This window comes from Streptomyces asoensis (assembly GCF_013085465.1).
GTDB classification, from domain to species: domain Bacteria; phylum Actinomycetota; class Actinomycetes; order Streptomycetales; family Streptomycetaceae; genus Streptomyces; species Streptomyces cacaoi_A.
Genome location: NZ_CP049838.1, coordinates 5,434,630 through 5,451,015, shown reverse-complemented (window position 1 = coordinate 5,451,015; position 16,386 = coordinate 5,434,630). Strand labels below are relative to the sequence as shown.

Below are 16,386 nucleotides of genomic sequence, written 5' to 3'. Positions count from 1 at the left end.
CTTGCTGCTGTTGGGATGACTCAAGATTCGCGTCCGGCCGGTTAGCGCCCGTGCAGCCCGCGTACAGGGGACTTCCAACACCCTGCCAATTCTCAGGAGGTGGTCTTCCGGCCCCGGTCCCGCACCAGGCTGACGCCGGCCCCGAGCGACACGACGCCCATCCCGACGGCCGTCATGACGCCCTGCGATCCGTCGACCACGAAGGGGGCGACGGCGGCGACCGCGAGGTTGAAGAGGAAGAGGAACCACAGAACGGGACGGGAGGAGAGCAGAGCCTTCATGACGGGCTTCCTTAAAGGGAGTGGGATCCAGCAGATCCGGGAAGATCCGGGGTTCTGGATCCGGGGTTTCGCTTGCGAGATCAACGATCCCGTTCCGGACCTGCGCAAACGAGGGAGCGCACTCCCGAAGGCATGGTGTAGGCAGGTACACCATGCCGAGCGGACGAGCGAGGCCCTGCCGGGACCTGGCCGACCCGCCGACTTCCCGAACCGCGCCGCGCGGCACCCGGGGCGCGGTCGTGGCCGGCGCGGCGGGCGGCTTCATGAACTCGGCGGCGGGCGTCGGCGGCGGGCGTCGGCGGCCCGCCCGCCTCCCTGTGCGCCGTCAACGCGGGCTGGACGGTACGGGAGTTCGTCCCGAACGCGTAGTTCTACGGCGTCGTCGTCAACGCCTTCTCGGTGGCCGCGAACGGCGCCCCGGAGCAACGGGCCCGCATGCGGGTACTGGGCCTGGCCCTGGCGGGCGGGGTGACGGCGATGGCGATGGCGATGGCGAAGGGCGTGTGGGGGTGGCGAACGGCGCCGCGCTCAGCGGTGGTGACGATCGGCGGGACGAGGTCAGCTCTTGACCGGGCCCAGGCCGAGCCGGCCGCCGATCTCCTCCTGCATGACCCGGCCCGCCTCGAACTCGAGGGTCTCGTCGCCCAGGGTCGACTGGTCGGTGTCGAGGCCGTTCAGTTCCTCGAGGGGCTGGTCCAGGCGGATGTGGGCGAGGACCGAGTGCAGGGCACGCAGGGTCGCCGAGGCGGTGGAGCCCCAGTTGGAGAAGTAGGAGAACTGCCACCACCACAGGGCCTCCGTGGTGCGGCCCGCGCGGTAGTGGACCATGCCGTGGCGCAGGTCGGCGATGACGTCGGCGAGGTCGTCGGAGATCCGGGCCGGGACGGGCGCCTTGCGGGGCTCGTAGGGGTCGAAGACCTCCGAGTAGACGTCGACCGGCTCCAGGAGGCGGGCGAGGTTCTCGCGGAGTTCGTCGGCGTCCGGCTCGAAGCCCGGGTCCGGCTCGTAGCGCTCGTCGGGGACGATGTCCTCGTGGGCGCCGAGACGGCCGCCGGCCAGGAGCAGCTGGGAGACCTCCAGGAGGAGGAAGGGGACCGCCAGGCCCGGCTCGTCGCCCTTCGCGACCTCCGTGACGGCAACCAGGAAGCTCTCGACCTGATCCGCGATCTGGACCACGAAATCGTCCGGATTGTGTTCGGTCGCGTGCAGCGTGGCGTCAGACATCTAGGAGTCGTCTCCCCTCGAAGGCGCGACCGAGGGTCACCTCGTCCGCGTATTCCAGGTCGCCACCCACCGGGAGGCCGCTGGCCAGGCGGGTGACCTTCAGGCCCATGGGCTTGATCATGCGGGCGAGGTACGTGGCCGTCGCCTCGCCCTCCAGGTTCGGGTCGGTGGCCAGGATCAGCTCCGTGACCGTCCCGTCGGCCAACCGCGCGAGAAGTTCTCGTATACGCAGGTCGTCGGGACCGACACCTTCGATGGGGCTGATCGCGCCGCCCAGGACGTGGTACTTGCCGCGGAACTCACGCGTGCGCTCGACCGCCACGACGTCCTTCGGTTCCTCGACCACGCAGATGACGGTCGGGTCGCGGCGCGGGTCGCGGCAGATGCCGCACAGCTCCTCCTGCGCCACGTTGCCGCAGGTCGCGCAGAAGCGGACCTTCGCCTTGACCTCCATCAGGCACTGCGCGAGCCGCCGTACGTCCGTCGGCTCCGCCTGGAGGATGTGGAAGGCGATCCGCTGCGCGCTCTTGGGACCGACGCCGGGCAACCGCCCCAGTTCGTCGATGAGGTCCTGGACCACGCCTTCGTACAACGGACTGCCGTCCTTCCTGGGGTTCCTTGCGGTACGTACGGTAGTTGGCCGAGGCCGGTCTCCGAAAGGCGGACCGGTCCTAGAAAGGCAGACCCGGGATGCCGCTGCCGCCACCCAGGCCCTGGGCCAGCGGACCGAGCTTCTGCTGCTGGAGTGTCTGCGCGTTCTCGTTGGCCGCGTGGACGGCCGCGACGATCAGGTCGGCGAGGGTCTCGGTGTCGTCCGGGTCCACCGCCTTCGGGTCGATCCGCAGGGCACGCAGCTCGCCGGAGCCGGTCACCGTGGCCTGCACCAGCCCGCCGCCCGCCTGCCCGTCGACCTCCGTGTTCGCCAGCTCCTCCTGGGCAAGGGCCAGGTCCTGCTGCATCTTCTGGGCCTGCTGGAGCAGCTGCTGCATGTTGGGCTGGCCACCACCGGGAATCACGATCAGCTCCTGTGTCCTACGACTGTCGGGCGTGCCTTCGGGCGGGTTTTTTCCCGCTCGGCACGAGCCTACGTGGTCTGTGCGGGTGTCGCCCCAGCACTCTTTCGAGTGAGTCAGGTGTGAGGCCTATACCTGATCAAGGCCCCCTTCCGGGCGTAAAAGAGATGAAACCTTCCTCTTCGCCACCCATTGGGAGGTAGGAAAGGTCCGGCGCAGCAGCACCAGGCGTCACGGTTGTCACGCAACGTGAGCGGTCGGATCGGTCGGGTTCCATCGGTCGGGATCAGTAGGGAGTGCCGGGTGGGTCAGCAGCCGGAGATGCAGCCCGAGGGTCCGCCTCAGGACGGGCGGAGTGAGGGCGCGGCCGGGCTGCGGCCGGGCGATCTGGCCGGGCGGAAGTTTCCGCTCGGGGACTGGGGTGAGCCCGCCGAGCGGCTGGACGAGCTGTACCGGTGGGTGGAGCGCGGGGCGCTGGAGACCGCCGCCTGGTATCTCGCGGACCGGGTGTGGAAGCGGCGGGGCGCCCGGGTGCTGCGCACCGGGGCTGCGGCGGGGGCGGTGTGCGCGGCCGCGCTGCCGTTGCTGGACCTCACCCGGGTGCTGGGCGGTGCCGCTTCCTGGGGGTATCTGGCGCTGCTGCTCGCGGTGGCGTGTGTGGCAGGAGACCGGTTCTTCGGGGTGACGTCCGGCTGGATAAGGGACGTGGCCACCGCGCAGGCCGTGCAACGGCGGCTCCAGGTGCTCCAGTTCGACTGGGCCTCGGAGAGTGTCCGGGAGGTGCTGGGCCCGGCGGAGGGTACGGCGAGCGAGGCCGCGGAGCGGTGCCTGGCGGTGTTGCGGCGGTTCTCGGAGGACGTCTCGGAGCTGGTGCGCACGGAGACGGCGGACTGGATGGTCGAGTTTCGGACCGGGCCGGCGCCCATGGGGATTCAGGGGGCGGTCGCCTCCGGCGGGCGGGCGGATGTGAGTGGGGGGTACGGGCGGCTTCCGATGCCGCCGGGGGCGAACGCCCGGCCGAACATGCCTCGGCAGCGGCCGCCCGAGCCTCGGTGAGCTGGTCGGTGCCACGGCCTTGCCGGAAGGGCCGGACGGGCTTCATCGGCACAGGCGCATGCCCTCCGGAGTCCAGCACGGTAGGTGGCCGTGGGTGCGGATCACGTCCTGGCCGTTGCCCCGGGTGAGGTAGGTCAGGAAGCTCGAGGCCAGGGAGTCGGCCGGGGGGCGGCCGTAGGTGTAGGCGTACTCGATCTCGCGGTACGGGTAGTCGCTCGTGCCGTGTTCGATGGCGTCCACGGAGGGCGGGTCGCCGCCGAGGTCGAGCGGGTGCAGGCCCTTCGCGCGCTCGGCCAGGTTGAGCTCGCTGTAGCCGATCGCGCCGGGGGTGGCGGCGACCGTGGACAGCACCTGGTCGGTGGAGTCGAGTTCGCAGCGGACGACGGGGGCCGTCGGGTCGTCCTTGTGGACGCAGTCGACGGACGAGTTCGCGATCTCGCCGCGGCCCAGCACCCGCCGCTGGAACACCTGCCGGGTCCCGGAGTTGGCGTCCCGGCTGACCAGGACCACCGGCAGGTCCGGCCCGCCGACCTCGTCCCAGTTGGCGATCTGCCCCAGGTACAGCCGCCGCACGTCCGCCGTGGAGAGGTTCTTCAGCGTGACGTCGTCGTGGACGACCAGCGCGAACACGGACACGGCGACCCGGTTCTCGCGCAGTTCGTCGAGCCCGGCCGGCTTGGGACCGTCGGAGAGGGCGACGACCGGCGGCGAACCCTTCCTGCCCGCGGCGGAGGCGGCGAGTTCACGGATCCCGGCCGTCGAACCGTGCGGGTCCACGGTGATCCGCGAACCCTCGCAGTCGCGCTCGTACTTGGCCGCCACCTCCCGGATCACCGGAGCGAACGCGGTCGAGCCGGTGACCGTGAGCGTGCCGCGCTCGCAGCCGATCGGGGGCGGGGCGTCCCGGACGACGACGATCGTCGCGAGGGTGACCACACAGACCGTGAGCAGGATGGAGATCAGCCGGGCGGCCCGGCTGAACAGCGGCGGGGTGTCGTCCGGCGTCGCGCTGCGGTTGGGATGCACCTCGCCGTCGCGCAGACCGCCGTACAGCCGTATCCCCCGGCCGACATCGCCGCCCGACAGCAGCACGAGCAGCTTGAAGTGCTCGCGGGGGTTGAGCGGTACGCGCGGAATGCGCAGGGTGTTGCCTTCGTAGCCGAAGCCCCGGTCCGCGGTGAAGTGGTCCATGAGGTGGTCGGTGTCGGTCGGCTGGGTGACCGACACCCCGCGGATGGTGCGGTCGGTGAAGACGGCGGTCAGGCCGTGGCGTTCGGGGCCCGTGTAGTCGTCGCGGGCGATGCCCTGAGAACCGTCGTTCTCGATGCGGAGCAGGACGAGCGTCGCGTCCAACATGCCGGGGGCCTCGTCGAAGAGGCCGAGCCGGCGGTTGGGGCGGCCGGATCTGACATCGTCGCCGATCGGGTTGTCCATCTGCACGCGGTAGCCGACCCGCTTGCGGCGCGGCACCCGGCGCTCGTACCAGACCATGATCCCGGACGCGACGATACCGACGAAGGCCGTCCCCACGGCCACCACGTTCTCAGCGTTCAGCCACTCCACTGTGGGCGCCCCCGCCACTCCCGCCGGCCGGATCGTAGGCGGTCACCGTACGTCTGTCCGGTGGGACATTCCGGACTGGTCGACTGAGGTTCGCACGACGTTCACTGCCGGGTGTAGGTCAGTTTCTCGCCCGTGCCCGTGTTCACCCGGCGCAGGGTGCCGTCGGCGAGGAGGGTGACCTCGGAGGCGGCGCCGGGGCTGCACGAGGAGAGGGGTTCGCCGGCGGTGACCTTGGACGGGCCTATCGCCAACGGGCCTTTGCCGCCCGGTCGTGCGGTGAGGGCGGCGCTGAACTCGCAGTGGTAGCCGTCCCCGTCGGCGACGAGGGCGAGCACCGCGTCGCCCACCTTGCCCTGGGCGAGGGTCAGCCGGCGCGTGTTCGTGCCGCTCTCGTTCTCGATCGTGGTGGTCCAGGTGCCGAGGTAGGCCGCCGGGACCACCCCGTCCGCCGAGGACGCGGAGGGGGACGCGGAAGGAGACGGGGACGAGTCCGGCGAGGGCAGCTCCGAGGCCTTCGCGGAGGAGGACGTCGAGCCGCCTGACGTGGTGGGCGCCGCGCTCGCGGTGGCATCGTCGTCGCCGTTCATGAACGCGTACACCGAGCCGCCCGCGGCGATCGCGACCACCAGGGCGACCACGACGAGCAGGGCGGTCGTCCGGCCGCTGCGGCGCGCCGGCTGCTGCGGGCCGGCGGGACCGGCCGGCCCGTACGGGTCGTGCGCCGGGGTGCCGCCGGGGCCCGCGGGGCCGTCCGCGTACGGGTTGTACGGCGCCGCCCGGCCCGGCGCCGCGGACCAGGCGGCCGGCGGCTGCTGCGGGTGGCCGTAGGCGGCGGCCTGGGACTGTTGCGGATGCTGCTGGGGGTAGCCGTACACCGGGTGGGGCGGGGCGGCCTGCCCGCCGGGCGGGAAGGGCTGCGCCGGGATGCCGTCGGCGCCCGCGACCAGCGTGGGGCGGTGGTCCGGCGAGGGCGCGTCGCCACGCGGGCCGGAGTGTTCCGGAAAGGCCTCGGAGGCGGCCGCCGCGTGGTCGAGGAGGGTGGGGCGCGCCGGGTGGCCGGGGTGGGACGGGGCAGCGCCCTCCGGGTCCTCCACCTCCAGCAGCCGCACGGCATGGCGGCCGAGTTGCGCCACGAGGGCGCCGGGCAGCCAGGGGTCGCGGGAGCGGCCGTCGGAGACGGTGTCGTCGACGCCGGTGAGTTCCAGGACGCGGTCGAGCGAGGGGCGGGCGGCCGGGTCCTTGCGCAGACAGGCGCGGACCAGGTCGGCGATGCCCTCGGGGACGCCCGAGAGGTCGGGTTCGTCCTCGGCGATGCGGAACATCAGGGCGTGCGCCCCGCTGTCGGCGGAGCCGAAGGGGAGGGTGCCGGTGGCGGCGTAGGTGATGACCGAGCCGAGGCAGAAGACGTCGCTGGCGGGCGTGACCGGGTCGCCGCGCAGCTGCTCGGGGGCCATGAAGCCGGGCGAGCCGATCACCGCGCCGGTCTGGGTCAGCCGGCTGTCTCCGGTCACGCTCTCCAGCGCCCGCGCGACGCCGAAGTCGATGACCCGGGGCCCTTCGATGGTGACCATCACATTGGACGGCTTGAGGTCACGGTGGACGATCCCGGCCGCGTGGATGTTGGCCAGCGCGTGCGCGAGCCCGGCGGCGAGGATGCGCACCGACCGCTCGGGCAGCGGACCGTGGTCGTGGCTCACGACCTGCTGGAGGCTCGGTCCGGCGACATAGCCGGTGGCGACCCAGGGCACGGCGGCCTCGGTGTCGGCGTCGAGGACGGGCGCGGTCCAGAACCCGCCGACCCGCTGCGCGTTGCGCACCTCCTGCCGGAACCGCGCCCGGAACTCCTCGCGCGCCGCCAGCTCCCGCCGGACCAGCTTCACGGCGACCGTGCGCCCCCGGTCCGAGCGGGCGAGGTAGACCTGCCCCATCCCGCCCGCGCCCAGCCGCGCGAGCAGCCGGTAGCCGCCGATGCGCTGCGGGTCCCCCGGGCCCAGCTTCTCCATCGCAGCGCCGCCTTTCCCGCACATGTGTGATCGAGACATGTGCAATCCAGCCGAGAATAATCCGGCCGTTCGGGGAGTAGGGCGGCGCGGTGTCTACGGTTGCGTAACAGCGGGCTCCAGCTCGTCCAGCACCTTGGACAGCCGTTCCAGTACGTGTACGGCCTCGGCGAGCTCCGCCTCCCCGTACGCCTCCGCCAGCCGGTCGGCGAGGGCCTCGTGCCCGGGGTTGACACGGGCGACCGCGGCCCGCCCGGCCTCGGTGGGCGCGAGCAGCTTGGCGCGCCGGTGGGCGGGGTTGGGCCGGTACTCGGCGAGGCCGTGCTCCACCAGCAGGTCGGCGACGCGCTGGACGCTCTGCCGGGTGATGCCCATGGCGCGGGCGATGCCGGCCACGGGCAGCGGGTCGCCGAGCACCGCGCCGAGCACCTGCCACCGGGCGGCGGTGAGCCCGGCGGGCCCGGCCAGCTCCTCCGCCACGGCGAGGAACTGGCCGTTCAGCCGGAACACCCCGAGGGCGCTGCGGCTGAGCAGATCCTGTCGTTCCCTGCTCACCGGTCGGCCGTCGCCTTCTCCAGTACGGCGTACGCCGCCGGGTCGGAGTCGTGGAACAGCCGGTACCAGGCGTCCAGCACCTCGCCCTCGTACACGCCGAGCAGCCGGAAGATCTCGCGGGCGAAGGCGACCGGCTCGGTCGGGCCGGCGGTGATCAGACCCGCGTCGGTGACGGCGTCCGCCTCGACATACCGGTCGCCGCCCCCGTAGCCGGTCGCCGCCAGGTAGAAGGAGACCGCACTGGTGTGGCCCCGGTCGTCGAGCAGGCCCTCGCGGGCGAGTCCCGCGGTGGCCCCGCAGATCGCGGCGACGGGCACCCCGGCGTCGAGGAACGCGCGCGCCGTGCGGGCGAAGGGCGCGAGGTCGTCGGAGGTGTCCCAGAGGTCGGCGCCCGGCAGGATCAGCAGGGAGCTGTCCTCGGGCCGTACGGCGTCCAGGGCCAGGTCGGGCCGGATCCTCAGTCCGCCGACGCTGGCGACCGGCTCCTCCGAGCCGCCGACCGTCCGGATCTCGTACCCGTTCCGTGCGAGGTACGCCGTCGCGAACCCCGTCTCCCAGTCGGCGAGCGTGTCGTACACGGCGAGATGCACAGGCTTGCGGTTCATGGCTCCTCCTCGCGAGCGAATCCTTATGACAGGAGACTGTCACTTCGACAGCAGGCTGTCAATCTGCCCCAGCCTCCTGGGCCTGCTCCAGCCTCCTGGGCCTGCTCCAGGCCCCCCGGGCCCCTCCCCACGCCCGACAACCTGTCGCGGAATCGCCCCCTCCACGGAACAGGACGCCGATACCGCTTCCGCATCGCGGACATTTACGCTCACTGACATGACCCCTCAGCCCAACCCCCAGGCCGGCGCCGCCGTGAAGGCCGCGGACCGCGCGCATGTCTTCCACTCCTGGTCCGCCCAGGAGCTCATCGACCCGCTCGCCGTGGCCGGCGCGGAGGGGTCGTACTTCTGGGACTACGACGGCAAGCGGTACCTCGACCTCACCAGCGGGCTCGTCTACGCCAACATCGGCTACCAGCACCCGAAGGTCGTCGCCGCGATCCAGGAGCAGGCCGCACACCTGACCACCTTCGCGCCCGCCTTCGCCGTCGAGGCCCGTTCCGAGGCGGCCCGGCTGATCGCCGAGCGGACCCCCGGCGACCTGGACAAGATCTTCTTCACCAACGGCGGGGCCGACGCGGTCGAGCACGCCGTGCGCATGGCCCGGCTGCACACCGGGCGCGCCAAGGTGCTGTCCGCCTACCGCTCGTACCACGGCGGCACCCAGCAGGCCGTGAACCTCACCGGCGACCCGCGCCGCTGGGCCTCCGACACCGCGACGGCCGGGGTCGTCCACTTCTGGGCGCCGTACCTGTACCGCTCCCGCTTCTACGCGGAGACGGAGGAGCAGGAGACCGCGCGGGCGCTCGAGCACCTGGAGACGACGATCGCCTTCGAGGGGCCGGGGACGATCGCCGCGATCATCCTGGAGACCGTCCCGGGCACCGCCGGGATCATGGTCCCGCCGCCCGGCTATCTCGCCGGGGTGCGGCAGCTCTGCGACCAGTACGGGATCGTCTTCGTCCTGGACGAGGTCATGGCCGGGTTCGGACGCACCGGTGAGTGGTTCGCGGCCGACCTGTTCGATGTGACGCCCGACCTGATGACCTTCGCGAAGGGCGTGAACAGCGGATATGTGCCGCTCGGCGGGGTCGCCGTCTCCGGCGCGATCGCGGAGACCTTCGCCCGGCGGCCCTACCCGGGCGGTCTGACGTACTCCGGGCACCCGCTGGCCTGCGCGGCCGCCGTCGCGACGATCAACGTCATGGCGGAGGAGGGCATCGTCGAGAACGCGAAGAACCTGGGCGCCTCGGTCGTCGAGCCGGGGCTGCGCGAACTGGCCGAGCGGCACGGATGCGTCGGCGAGGTGCGCGGTGTCGGCATGTTCTGGGCCCTCGAGCTGGTGAAGAACCGGGAGACCCGCGAGCCGCTCGTGCCGTACAACGCGGCGGGCGAGGCCAACGCGGCCATGGCCGCGTTCGGCGCGGCCGCCAAGAAGGCCGGGGCGTGGCCGTTCGTGAACATGAACCGCACCCACTTCGTGCCGCCGCTCAACGTCTCCGAGTCCGAGGTCAAGGAGGGCCTCGCAGCCCTGGACACGGCACTTTCGGTGGCCGACGAGTACACGGACTAGAGCCGGACGGGGACCGGTACCGGCCCTTCGGCGGGCCCGGGGCGCGGCAGAGCCGGACGGGGACCGGTACCGGCCCTTCGGCGGGCCCGGGGCGCGGCGGGCATGACGAGTCCGGTCGGGGAACCCCCTCAGGGGCGCGGGGAACTGCGCGATCAGCCCCCACCGGCCCGCACCCGACAACGCGGCAATCGTCCAAGGTCTTGATTTCGTCGAACGCGTAAGGTGGCGTGCTCGTACATACCGACGAGCACGCCGCTTTTCCCGCACCTGACGATGGAGACGCCCCGACCATGCCCGGCAGCACCGGCAACGGAGCCGTGACGCGCAGCACCCTGCGACAGCAGATCGCCGACGCGCTTCGCGACGAGGTACTGGGGGGACGGCTCCAGCCGGGCCAGGAGTTCACCGTCAAGGAGATAGCCGAGCAGTACGGCGTCTCCGCGACCCCCGTCCGCGAGGCTCTCGTCGACCTCTCCGCGCAGGGCCTCCTGGAGGCCGACCAGCACCGGGGCTTCCGGGTCCACGAGTACTCCGTCGCGGACTTCCGGGGCATGATCGAGGCGCGCAGCCTGATCATCGAGGGGATGTTCCTCGCCCTGGACGAGGGCCGTCAGCGCCACCACAACTACGAGGACCCGCGGACCGCCGCCGCCATAGCGGGGGTCCGCCGCCGCGGCGAGGAGGCGCAGCGAGCCGCGGCCGCCGGTGACCTCACCGTCCTCATCGGCTACGACCTGCGCTTCTGGCGCGAGCTGAGCGCCCTGTTCGGCAACCCCTATCTCACCGACTTCCTGCACCGGCTGCGGCTCCAGTCCTGGGTGTGCACGGTGCAGCACCTGCGCCGGCCGACCGATCTGCGCGGCCATCTGTGGTCCGGCCACACCGAACTGGTCGACGCCCTGTACGACCGCGACACCGCCACCGCCCGGGCGATGCTCGCCGCGTACAACGACGACTCCATCGCCCTGATCGAGCGACTGGCGGCGGAATGAGCAGGGCGCACGCCCCCGGCACGCCCGCTCCCGCGCACCGCACCGCCACGCCCGCTCCCGCGCACCGCACCGCGCCCGTCGAACTCTCCGTCGTCATTCCCGCCTTCAACGAGGAGCGCCGGCTCGGCCCCACCCTGGACGCCGTCACCCGCTACCTCGACGCAGCCGGGAGCCACTGGCGCACCTGGGAGATCCTGGTCGCCGACGACGGTTCCACCGACGCCACCCGTGAACTCGTCACCGTCCGCCGCGACCCCCGGGTGAAGCTCGTCGCGGGCTCCGGCAACCGGGGCAAGGGCCACGCCCTGCGCCGCGGTGTCGCCGCCGGCCGGGGCCGCCAGGTGCTGGTCATGGACGCCGATCTCGCCACTCCCGTCGAGGAGTTGGAGCGCCTGGAGAAGGCGCTCGCGGACGGCAACGCGGCGGCGATCGGCTCGCGGGCCGTACCCGGCGCGACCCTCGGCGACCGCCAGCACCGGATACGCGAACTGGCCGGCCGAGCAGGCAACCTCCTCATACGTCGGACGACCCTGCGGGGCACGCGCGACACCCAGTGCGGGTTCAAGCTGTTCGACGGCGACAAGGCCCGGGCCGCCTTCGCCGCCTCCCGCCTCAACGGCTGGGCCATCGACGTGGAGGTGCTGCGCCACTTCCAGCGGCTCGGCTGGCCGGTCGCCGAGGTGCCCGTGCACTGGTCGCACCAGCCGGGCTCGAAGGTCCGTCCGGCGGACTACCTCCGGGTCCTGCGCGACCTGGTCCGGCTCCGGATCCCGGTGCCGAGACCCGCGGACGTCGTCGCCGTCCTGCTGTTCCTCGCGATGGCGGTGGCCCTCTGCTCCGGCCGCGTCCTCGACCCGGCCCACCGTTATCTCACCGACTCCCTCCAGGACCAGAACCAGTGGGAGTGGTTCTTCGCGGTGACCGCCGACAACATCGCTCACCTGCGCAATCCCCTGTTCACCGATCTCCAGGGCGCCCCGGACGGCGTGAACCTGATGGCCAACACCACGATGTTGGGCCTGTCCGTCCCGCTCACGCCCGTCACGCTGCTGCTCGGCCCGGCCGTCACGCTGAGCCTGGTGATGACGCTGGGCCTGGCCGCGACGGCCGTCGCCTGGTACCGGCTGATCGTGAAACGGCTCGTCCGGCAGCGTGCGGCCGCCTTCGCCGGAGCCGCGCTGGCCGCGTTCGCGCCGCCCATGGTCAGCCACGCCAACGCGCACCCGAACTTCGTCGTGCTGTTCATGATCCCGCCGATCATCGACCGCGCGCTGCGGCTCACGGCCGGTGAGCGGGTCACCCGGAACGCGGTCGTCCTCGGGCTGATGGCGGCCTACCAGTTCTTCCTCGGCGAGGAGCCGCTGCTGCTCGCCGCGATGGGCATGCTCCTGTTCGCGGTCGCCCACGCGGTCGCACGCCCCGACGTCGCGCGGAAGGCCGTACGGCCCCTGCTGAACGGTCTGGCGGTCGCCGCCGCCGTCTGTCTCCCGCTCGTCGTCTACCCGCTGGCCTGGCAGTTCTCCGGGCCGCAGAGCTACACCGGCATCGACCACGGCACCGCGCCCGGCGTCGCCAACTCCGTCCGGGCGCTGCTGTCCTTCGCCGAGCGCTCCCTCATCGCGGGCGACGCCCATCGTGCCGACGCCCTCTCCCTGAACCCGACCGAACAGAACGCCTTCTACGGCTGGCCGCTGGTGCTGCTCGCGTTCGCGATCACGGTGGGGCTCTGGCGGCGGCCGGCGGTGAAGGCGCTGGCCGTGACGGCGGCGGCCGCGGCCGTGCTGTCCCTCGGCTCGCGCATCCCCCTCCCGCTCACCGACACCACCGTCCCCGGCCCCTGGGCCCCGCTCGCCGGCCTGCCCCTCTTCGATTCGGTCATCGAGAGCCGGGTGGCGCTGGTCTGCGCCCCGCCGCTGGGCATGCTGCTCGCCCTGGCGGTCGACCGGCTCGCCCAGGCCCGCCGGCTGGGCACGCAGTACGCCGGTCTGCTCGCCGTCTGTCTCGCCCTGCTCCCCCTCGTCCCCGCCCCGCTGAAGTCCGAGCCGCGCGCCGAGGTGCCCGCCTTCTTCACCGACGGCACCTGGAAGACGTACGTCCGGGGCGACGAGACCCTGGTCCCGGTGCCGCTCGCCGAACCCGAGGACGCCGAGGCGCTGCACTGGCAGACGGCGGCCGGCCTCGGCTTCCGGATGCCCGGCGGCTACTTCAACGGCCCGTACGGCAACGGCGACCGCACCGGCGTCTACGGGGTCCCGCTGCGCTTCACGGCGAGTCTGCTGCGGGACGTGCGGTACACGGGCGTGGTCCCGGTGATCGACGCCAGGGCCCGCGCCGAGACCCGCGAGGACCTCGCGTACTGGCGGGCGGGGGCGCTGGTGCTGGCCCCGCAGCCGCACGAGGACCGGCTGCGTGAGACGGTGGAAAAGCTGGTCGGCCGACCGGGTAGGCGGGTGGCCGGAGTGTGGGTATGGGATCTGCACAAGGGGAGCTGATGCGGGCCGCACCGACTACTCTTCCCTGACCGGTCAACGTACTGAGTGAGGAGCTCTCTTTGGCCTGTGACCTGTGGCTGGTGCCGCTCGTCGACGTGTTGTGCCACACCCCCGACAATCCTTTCGCCGACGAACTCGCCCAGTACAACAAGGTGCTGGCCGAGGCGGGTCTGCCGCCCGTGCCGGTGTACCAGTACATGCCGGGGCTGTCCGGCGAGGTCGCCCCGGTGGCCGGCTTCGACTACGACGCCCTGCACTTCCTGCGCCGCGCCTACCTCCTCCAGGTGTGCGGTCTGCCGGTGACGCCGGTGGACGAGTTGGGCGGCGACTACGAGCAGCTCCTGGAGATGTTCGAGGCGACGGCCCAGCAGTCGCACCTGGTCTGGCACTACGACCACGCAGGCGCCTACGTTCCCGTCGACTTCCCGCAGCCCCTGTCCAACGACGAACTCCTCGCGGGCGGCGGACCCCTGGGTTCCGCGCAGTCCCTGCTGCGGGAACTGGAGTTCGTCGCCCCGTCGATCGGCATCGATCCGGCCAATCCTCCGGCGGCCCCCCAACCGCCCGCCGGGCCCACGGAGTTGGAGGAACCCGCCGTTCCGGCGCCGTACGATTCCAGCCCCTTCGCGCGCGAACGGCACGTCTGGCTCGGGCTGCACGCGGCGGCGACGCGGAGTCTGGCGCAGGGGTCGATGATCGTGTTCAGCTGAGCGGCCGGTCCGGGCGAACGGTCAACGGCCGAGCTGCGAGAGGCCCTTCTGCACGTCCTCCCTGTTCATCACCGGGGTGTAGGAGATCTCCGCCCCGAGGTTGAGGAAGAACGGCTCGCTGAGCACGGGCATCTGCGCACTCTCTTCCATGTCGAAGAACAGGAAGGCGGTGCGTCGGCCGTGGTCGGTGGTGAAGTAGGCGGCCTCGGGCTTGAGCTGCGCCATGGACTCCTCGATCAGCTTCCCGAGGGTGCCGTTCCGGATGGCCTCGTTCGCCTTCTCGGTGTCCATGGACGCCTTCAGCATCATGCGCATCGCAGTCACTTCCTTCTGGTCGACACACATGCCTGTCAACCCCAGGATATGCCTGTATGCGGCATTTTTCCCTTGCTGCGGGGCCCGGCGCCCGGCGTCAGAAGACGGCCGTGCCGGCCTGCGTCAGCTTCCAGTCGGCGGCGGCGAAGTCGGCCGGGTCCAGGGTCCCCTCGGACGTGATGTAGTCGATCATCAGCTGACGGATCTCGTTGGTGGAGCTGTAGGCGATGTCGGCGGCGGCGATGTGCGGGTAGCCGCTGCCGCCGTTGGCGCGGTAGTTGTTGACGGCGACGACGAAGACCTGGTCGTCGGCGACGGCGGCGCCGTCGTAGGTGAGGTTCCTGATCCGCGCCCCCTCCGCCTGCGCGATGTCGATGTCGTACGAGACGCCTGCCGCCGTGTCGTACATGTAGTCCCAGAAGCTGTTGGCGTTGGTCAGGGTCGCGGTGTCGACCGCCGTGCCCGCCGGTACCTGGTGGTAGTACTTCGCGGCGAACTCCAGGTAGTCCTTGAGCTGGGCGCCGGTGAGCTTCTTGCCGTACAGGGTGTTGTCGTAGATGTAGAGCCCGGCGATGTCGCGGATGGTGACGTCACCGGCCGGGATGTCGGCGGTGCGGCTGAAGGGCGCGGCGACGGAGATCAGGGGCAGGGCGGCGTCGGCGGTCGACAGTCCGGCGGCCACCGTCCTCATCTGGACCTCGTGGATGAAGTCCATGATCGGGACGTCCTTCCAGCAGGACTCCGCCGCCGACAGGTCCTGCGTACAGGTGCCCACGGCCGTGTTGACGTACTTCACGACGAGGTCGTGGTCGGCCTTGAGGAGCTTGGTGATCTCCGGGTCCTCGTCGACGCTGTTGGGGTTGAGGGTCTGGGCCTTCTTGCCGGTGACCTTCCAGCGCCCGTGGTGGAGTTCGAGCTCGAAGTCGAAGACGGTCAGCCGGTAGCCCCAGCAGTACGGCTCGGAGAGCAGCACCTCCTCGCCGGTCTCCGCGTTCTTGACGGTGTACGAGGGAACCTCGACGTGGGTGTGGCCGACGAGGATCGCGTCGATGCCGGGGACCTGCTCGGCGACGAGGTTGGAGGCGTTCTCGACGTACGGGAGCGCGTCGCCGTAGGAGGTGGATCCGTCGAGCCCGGAGTGGTCGGTCAGGAAGACGACGTCACAGCCCAGCGCCCGCAGCCTCGGCACGTACTTCTTCGCCTGCTCCACCAGACCCGGGAAGACCATCCTGCCGCTGACGTTGTCCTTGTCCCACAGGGCGATGCCGGGGTTGGTGAGGCCCAGGATGCCGACCTTGATGTCGGGGGCGCCGGGGACGCGGATCTTCTTGACCGTGTACGGGGCGAAGGCGGGCTTGAGGGTCTTCGCGTCCAGCGCGTTGGCGCCGAGCAGCGGGAAGTGGCACTGCTGCTCGAACTTCCGCAGCACCTCGATGCCGTAGTTGAACTCGTGGTTGCCGAGGGCGGCGGCGTCGTAGCGCATGTGGTTCATGGCGACGGCCATGGGGTGCTTCGGCCCCTTCTTGCCGTCGGTCCCGGTGATCGGGTCGACGCGCGCGAAGTAGTAGGCGAGCGAGGTGCCCTGGATGATGTCGCCGGCGTCGACGAGGAGGACGTGACCCTCGCCCTTCGCCGCCCGCTGCTGCTCGACGAGCGTGGCGACCCGGGCGACCCCGACCGAGTTGCCCTTGCTGTCCGTGTAGGCGGCGTCGGTGTAGTAGTCCCAGTCGAAGACGTGACTGTGCAGGTCGGTGGTGCCCAGGATGGAGAACGACCAGGTGCGGGGCGTCTTCCCGGGCGCGTGGCCGGCGTGGCCGGTGGAGGCCTCGGCGCTACCGGAACCGACCGCTCCCGCGACGGCCACGGCCGCTCCGGTGACGGCCGACTTCTGCACGAACTCACGGCGGTTCATGGGGTTGACGGGCATACGGGGCTCCTGGAACTGGTGAGGAAGGAGGGGCAACTACCCGCGTAGATGCTTGCTTCCGCCAGTTACGGGCGTAACCG

15 protein-coding genes are annotated in these 16,386 nt (G+C 71.5%); 5 read left to right on the top strand and 10 right to left on the bottom strand.

Going from position 1 to position 16,386, the window contains the following annotated elements; genetic code table 11:
• Positions 1 to 92: 92 nt before the first annotated feature.
• The 4 genes from G9272_RS24385 to G9272_RS24370 all read right to left on the bottom strand — a co-directional run bounded on the left by G9272_RS24385 (position 93) and on the right by G9272_RS24370 (position 2,521).
• Entirely contained in the window at positions 93 to 281 is a 189-nt protein-coding gene (locus G9272_RS24385; RefSeq protein ID WP_171398536.1) for a hypothetical protein, read from the bottom strand.
• Positions 282 to 839: 558 nt separating this feature from the next.
• Positions 840 to 1,505, bottom strand: coding sequence for a DUF5063 domain-containing protein (locus G9272_RS24380; protein WP_171398535.1), 666 nt, complete (start codon positions 1,503 to 1,505; stop codon positions 840 to 842).
• On the bottom strand, positions 1,498 to 2,097 hold the full coding sequence (recR, locus tag G9272_RS24375) for a recombination mediator RecR (RefSeq protein ID WP_171398534.1): 600 nt from the start codon (positions 2,095 to 2,097) through the stop codon (positions 1,498 to 1,500). The genes G9272_RS24380 and recR overlap by 8 nt, the downstream gene beginning before the upstream one ends.
• Before the next feature lie 79 nt (positions 2,098 to 2,176).
• The gene (locus G9272_RS24370) at positions 2,177 to 2,521 is read right to left on the bottom strand and encodes a YbaB/EbfC family nucleoid-associated protein (protein ID WP_171398533.1); all 345 of its coding nucleotides are present in this window, start codon (positions 2,519 to 2,521) and stop codon (positions 2,177 to 2,179) included.
• A 318-nt stretch (positions 2,522 to 2,839) separates the two neighbouring features.
• On the opposite strand from G9272_RS24370, the gene G9272_RS24365 reads away from it, so the two are divergent.
• Positions 2,840 to 3,574, top strand: a complete 735-nt coding sequence (locus G9272_RS24365; protein ID WP_437184379.1) for an SLATT domain-containing protein — start codon at positions 2,840 to 2,842, stop codon at positions 3,572 to 3,574.
• 42 nt (positions 3,575 to 3,616) lie between these two features.
• Here G9272_RS24365 and G9272_RS24360 read toward each other — a convergent pair whose 3' ends face one another.
• The 4 genes from G9272_RS24360 to G9272_RS24345 form a co-directional block, all read right to left on the bottom strand.
• Positions 3,617 to 5,137, bottom strand: a complete 1,521-nt coding sequence (locus G9272_RS24360; protein WP_171398531.1) for a substrate-binding domain-containing protein — start codon at positions 5,135 to 5,137, stop codon at positions 3,617 to 3,619.
• A 101-nt stretch (positions 5,138 to 5,238) separates the two neighbouring features.
• Entirely contained in the window at positions 5,239 to 7,140 is a 1,902-nt protein-coding gene (locus G9272_RS24355; protein WP_171398530.1) for a serine/threonine-protein kinase, read from the bottom strand.
• A gap of 93 nt (positions 7,141 to 7,233) precedes the next feature.
• Entirely contained in the window at positions 7,234 to 7,692 is a 459-nt protein-coding gene (locus tag G9272_RS24350; RefSeq protein WP_171398529.1) for a MarR family winged helix-turn-helix transcriptional regulator, read from the bottom strand.
• Positions 7,689 to 8,297 carry a type 1 glutamine amidotransferase family protein gene (locus tag G9272_RS24345; protein WP_171398528.1) on the bottom strand — a complete coding sequence of 203 codons (609 nt, stop codon included), beginning with the start codon at positions 8,295 to 8,297 and terminating at the stop codon, positions 7,689 to 7,691. Before G9272_RS24345 ends, G9272_RS24350 begins: the two co-directional genes overlap by 4 nt.
• 217 nt (positions 8,298 to 8,514) lie before the next feature.
• On the opposite strand from G9272_RS24345, the gene G9272_RS24340 reads away from it, so the two are divergent.
• The 4 genes from G9272_RS24340 to G9272_RS24325 all read left to right on the top strand — a co-directional run bounded on the left by G9272_RS24340 (position 8,515) and on the right by G9272_RS24325 (position 14,064).
• Positions 8,515 to 9,870 carry an aspartate aminotransferase family protein gene (locus G9272_RS24340; RefSeq protein ID WP_171398527.1) on the top strand — a complete coding sequence of 452 codons (1,356 nt, stop codon included), beginning with the start codon at positions 8,515 to 8,517 and terminating at the stop codon, positions 9,868 to 9,870.
• 290 nt (positions 9,871 to 10,160) lie between these two features.
• Positions 10,161 to 10,862: a GntR family transcriptional regulator gene (locus G9272_RS24335; RefSeq protein WP_171398526.1), complete on the top strand. Its 702-nt coding sequence runs from the start codon at positions 10,161 to 10,163 to the stop codon at positions 10,860 to 10,862.
• A complete protein-coding gene (locus G9272_RS24330) occupies positions 10,859 to 13,354 on the top strand; it encodes a dolichyl-phosphate beta-glucosyltransferase (protein WP_171398525.1) in 2,496 nt (831 codons plus the stop codon). Before G9272_RS24335 ends, G9272_RS24330 begins: the two co-directional genes overlap by 4 nt.
• 59 nt (positions 13,355 to 13,413) lie before the next feature.
• The gene (locus tag G9272_RS24325; RefSeq protein WP_171398524.1) at positions 13,414 to 14,064 is read left to right on the top strand and encodes a hypothetical protein; all 651 of its coding nucleotides are present in this window, start codon (positions 13,414 to 13,416) and stop codon (positions 14,062 to 14,064) included.
• A gap of 21 nt (positions 14,065 to 14,085) precedes the next feature.
• On the opposite strand, the gene G9272_RS24320 is transcribed toward G9272_RS24325, so the two are convergent.
• A complete protein-coding gene (locus G9272_RS24320) occupies positions 14,086 to 14,379 on the bottom strand; it encodes a hypothetical protein (protein WP_171398523.1) in 294 nt (97 codons plus the stop codon).
• Between the two features lie 97 nt (positions 14,380 to 14,476).
• Complete coding sequence (locus G9272_RS24315) at positions 14,477 to 16,306, bottom strand: bifunctional metallophosphatase/5'-nucleotidase (protein WP_171398522.1); 1,830 nt, start codon at positions 16,304 to 16,306, stop codon at positions 14,477 to 14,479.
• Positions 16,307 to 16,386: the final 80 nt, after the last annotated feature.

Coding starts and splice junctions, on each gene's coding strand:
- G9272_RS24385 (WP_171398536.1), bottom strand. CDS start 281: ATGAAGGCTCTGCTCTCCTCCCGTCCCGTTCTGTGGTTCCTCTTCCTC.
- G9272_RS24380 (WP_171398535.1), bottom strand. CDS start 1,505: ATGTCTGACGCCACGCTGCACGCGACCGAACACAATCCGGACGATTTC.
- G9272_RS24365 (WP_437184379.1), top strand. CDS start 2,840: ATGCAGCCCGAGGGTCCGCCTCAGGACGGGCGGAGTGAGGGCGCGGCC.
- G9272_RS24355 (WP_171398530.1), bottom strand. CDS start 7,140: ATGGAGAAGCTGGGCCCGGGGGACCCGCAGCGCATCGGCGGCTACCGG.
- G9272_RS24345 (WP_171398528.1), bottom strand. CDS start 8,297: ATGAACCGCAAGCCTGTGCATCTCGCCGTGTACGACACGCTCGCCGAC.
- G9272_RS24340 (WP_171398527.1), top strand. CDS start 8,515: ATGACCCCTCAGCCCAACCCCCAGGCCGGCGCCGCCGTGAAGGCCGCG.
- G9272_RS24335 (WP_171398526.1), top strand. CDS start 10,161: ATGCCCGGCAGCACCGGCAACGGAGCCGTGACGCGCAGCACCCTGCGA.
- G9272_RS24330 (WP_171398525.1), top strand. CDS start 10,859: ATGAGCAGGGCGCACGCCCCCGGCACGCCCGCTCCCGCGCACCGCACC.
- G9272_RS24320 (WP_171398523.1), bottom strand. CDS start 14,379: ATGCGCATGATGCTGAAGGCGTCCATGGACACCGAGAAGGCGAACGAG.
- G9272_RS24315 (WP_171398522.1), bottom strand. CDS start 16,306: ATGCCCGTCAACCCCATGAACCGCCGTGAGTTCGTGCAGAAGTCGGCC.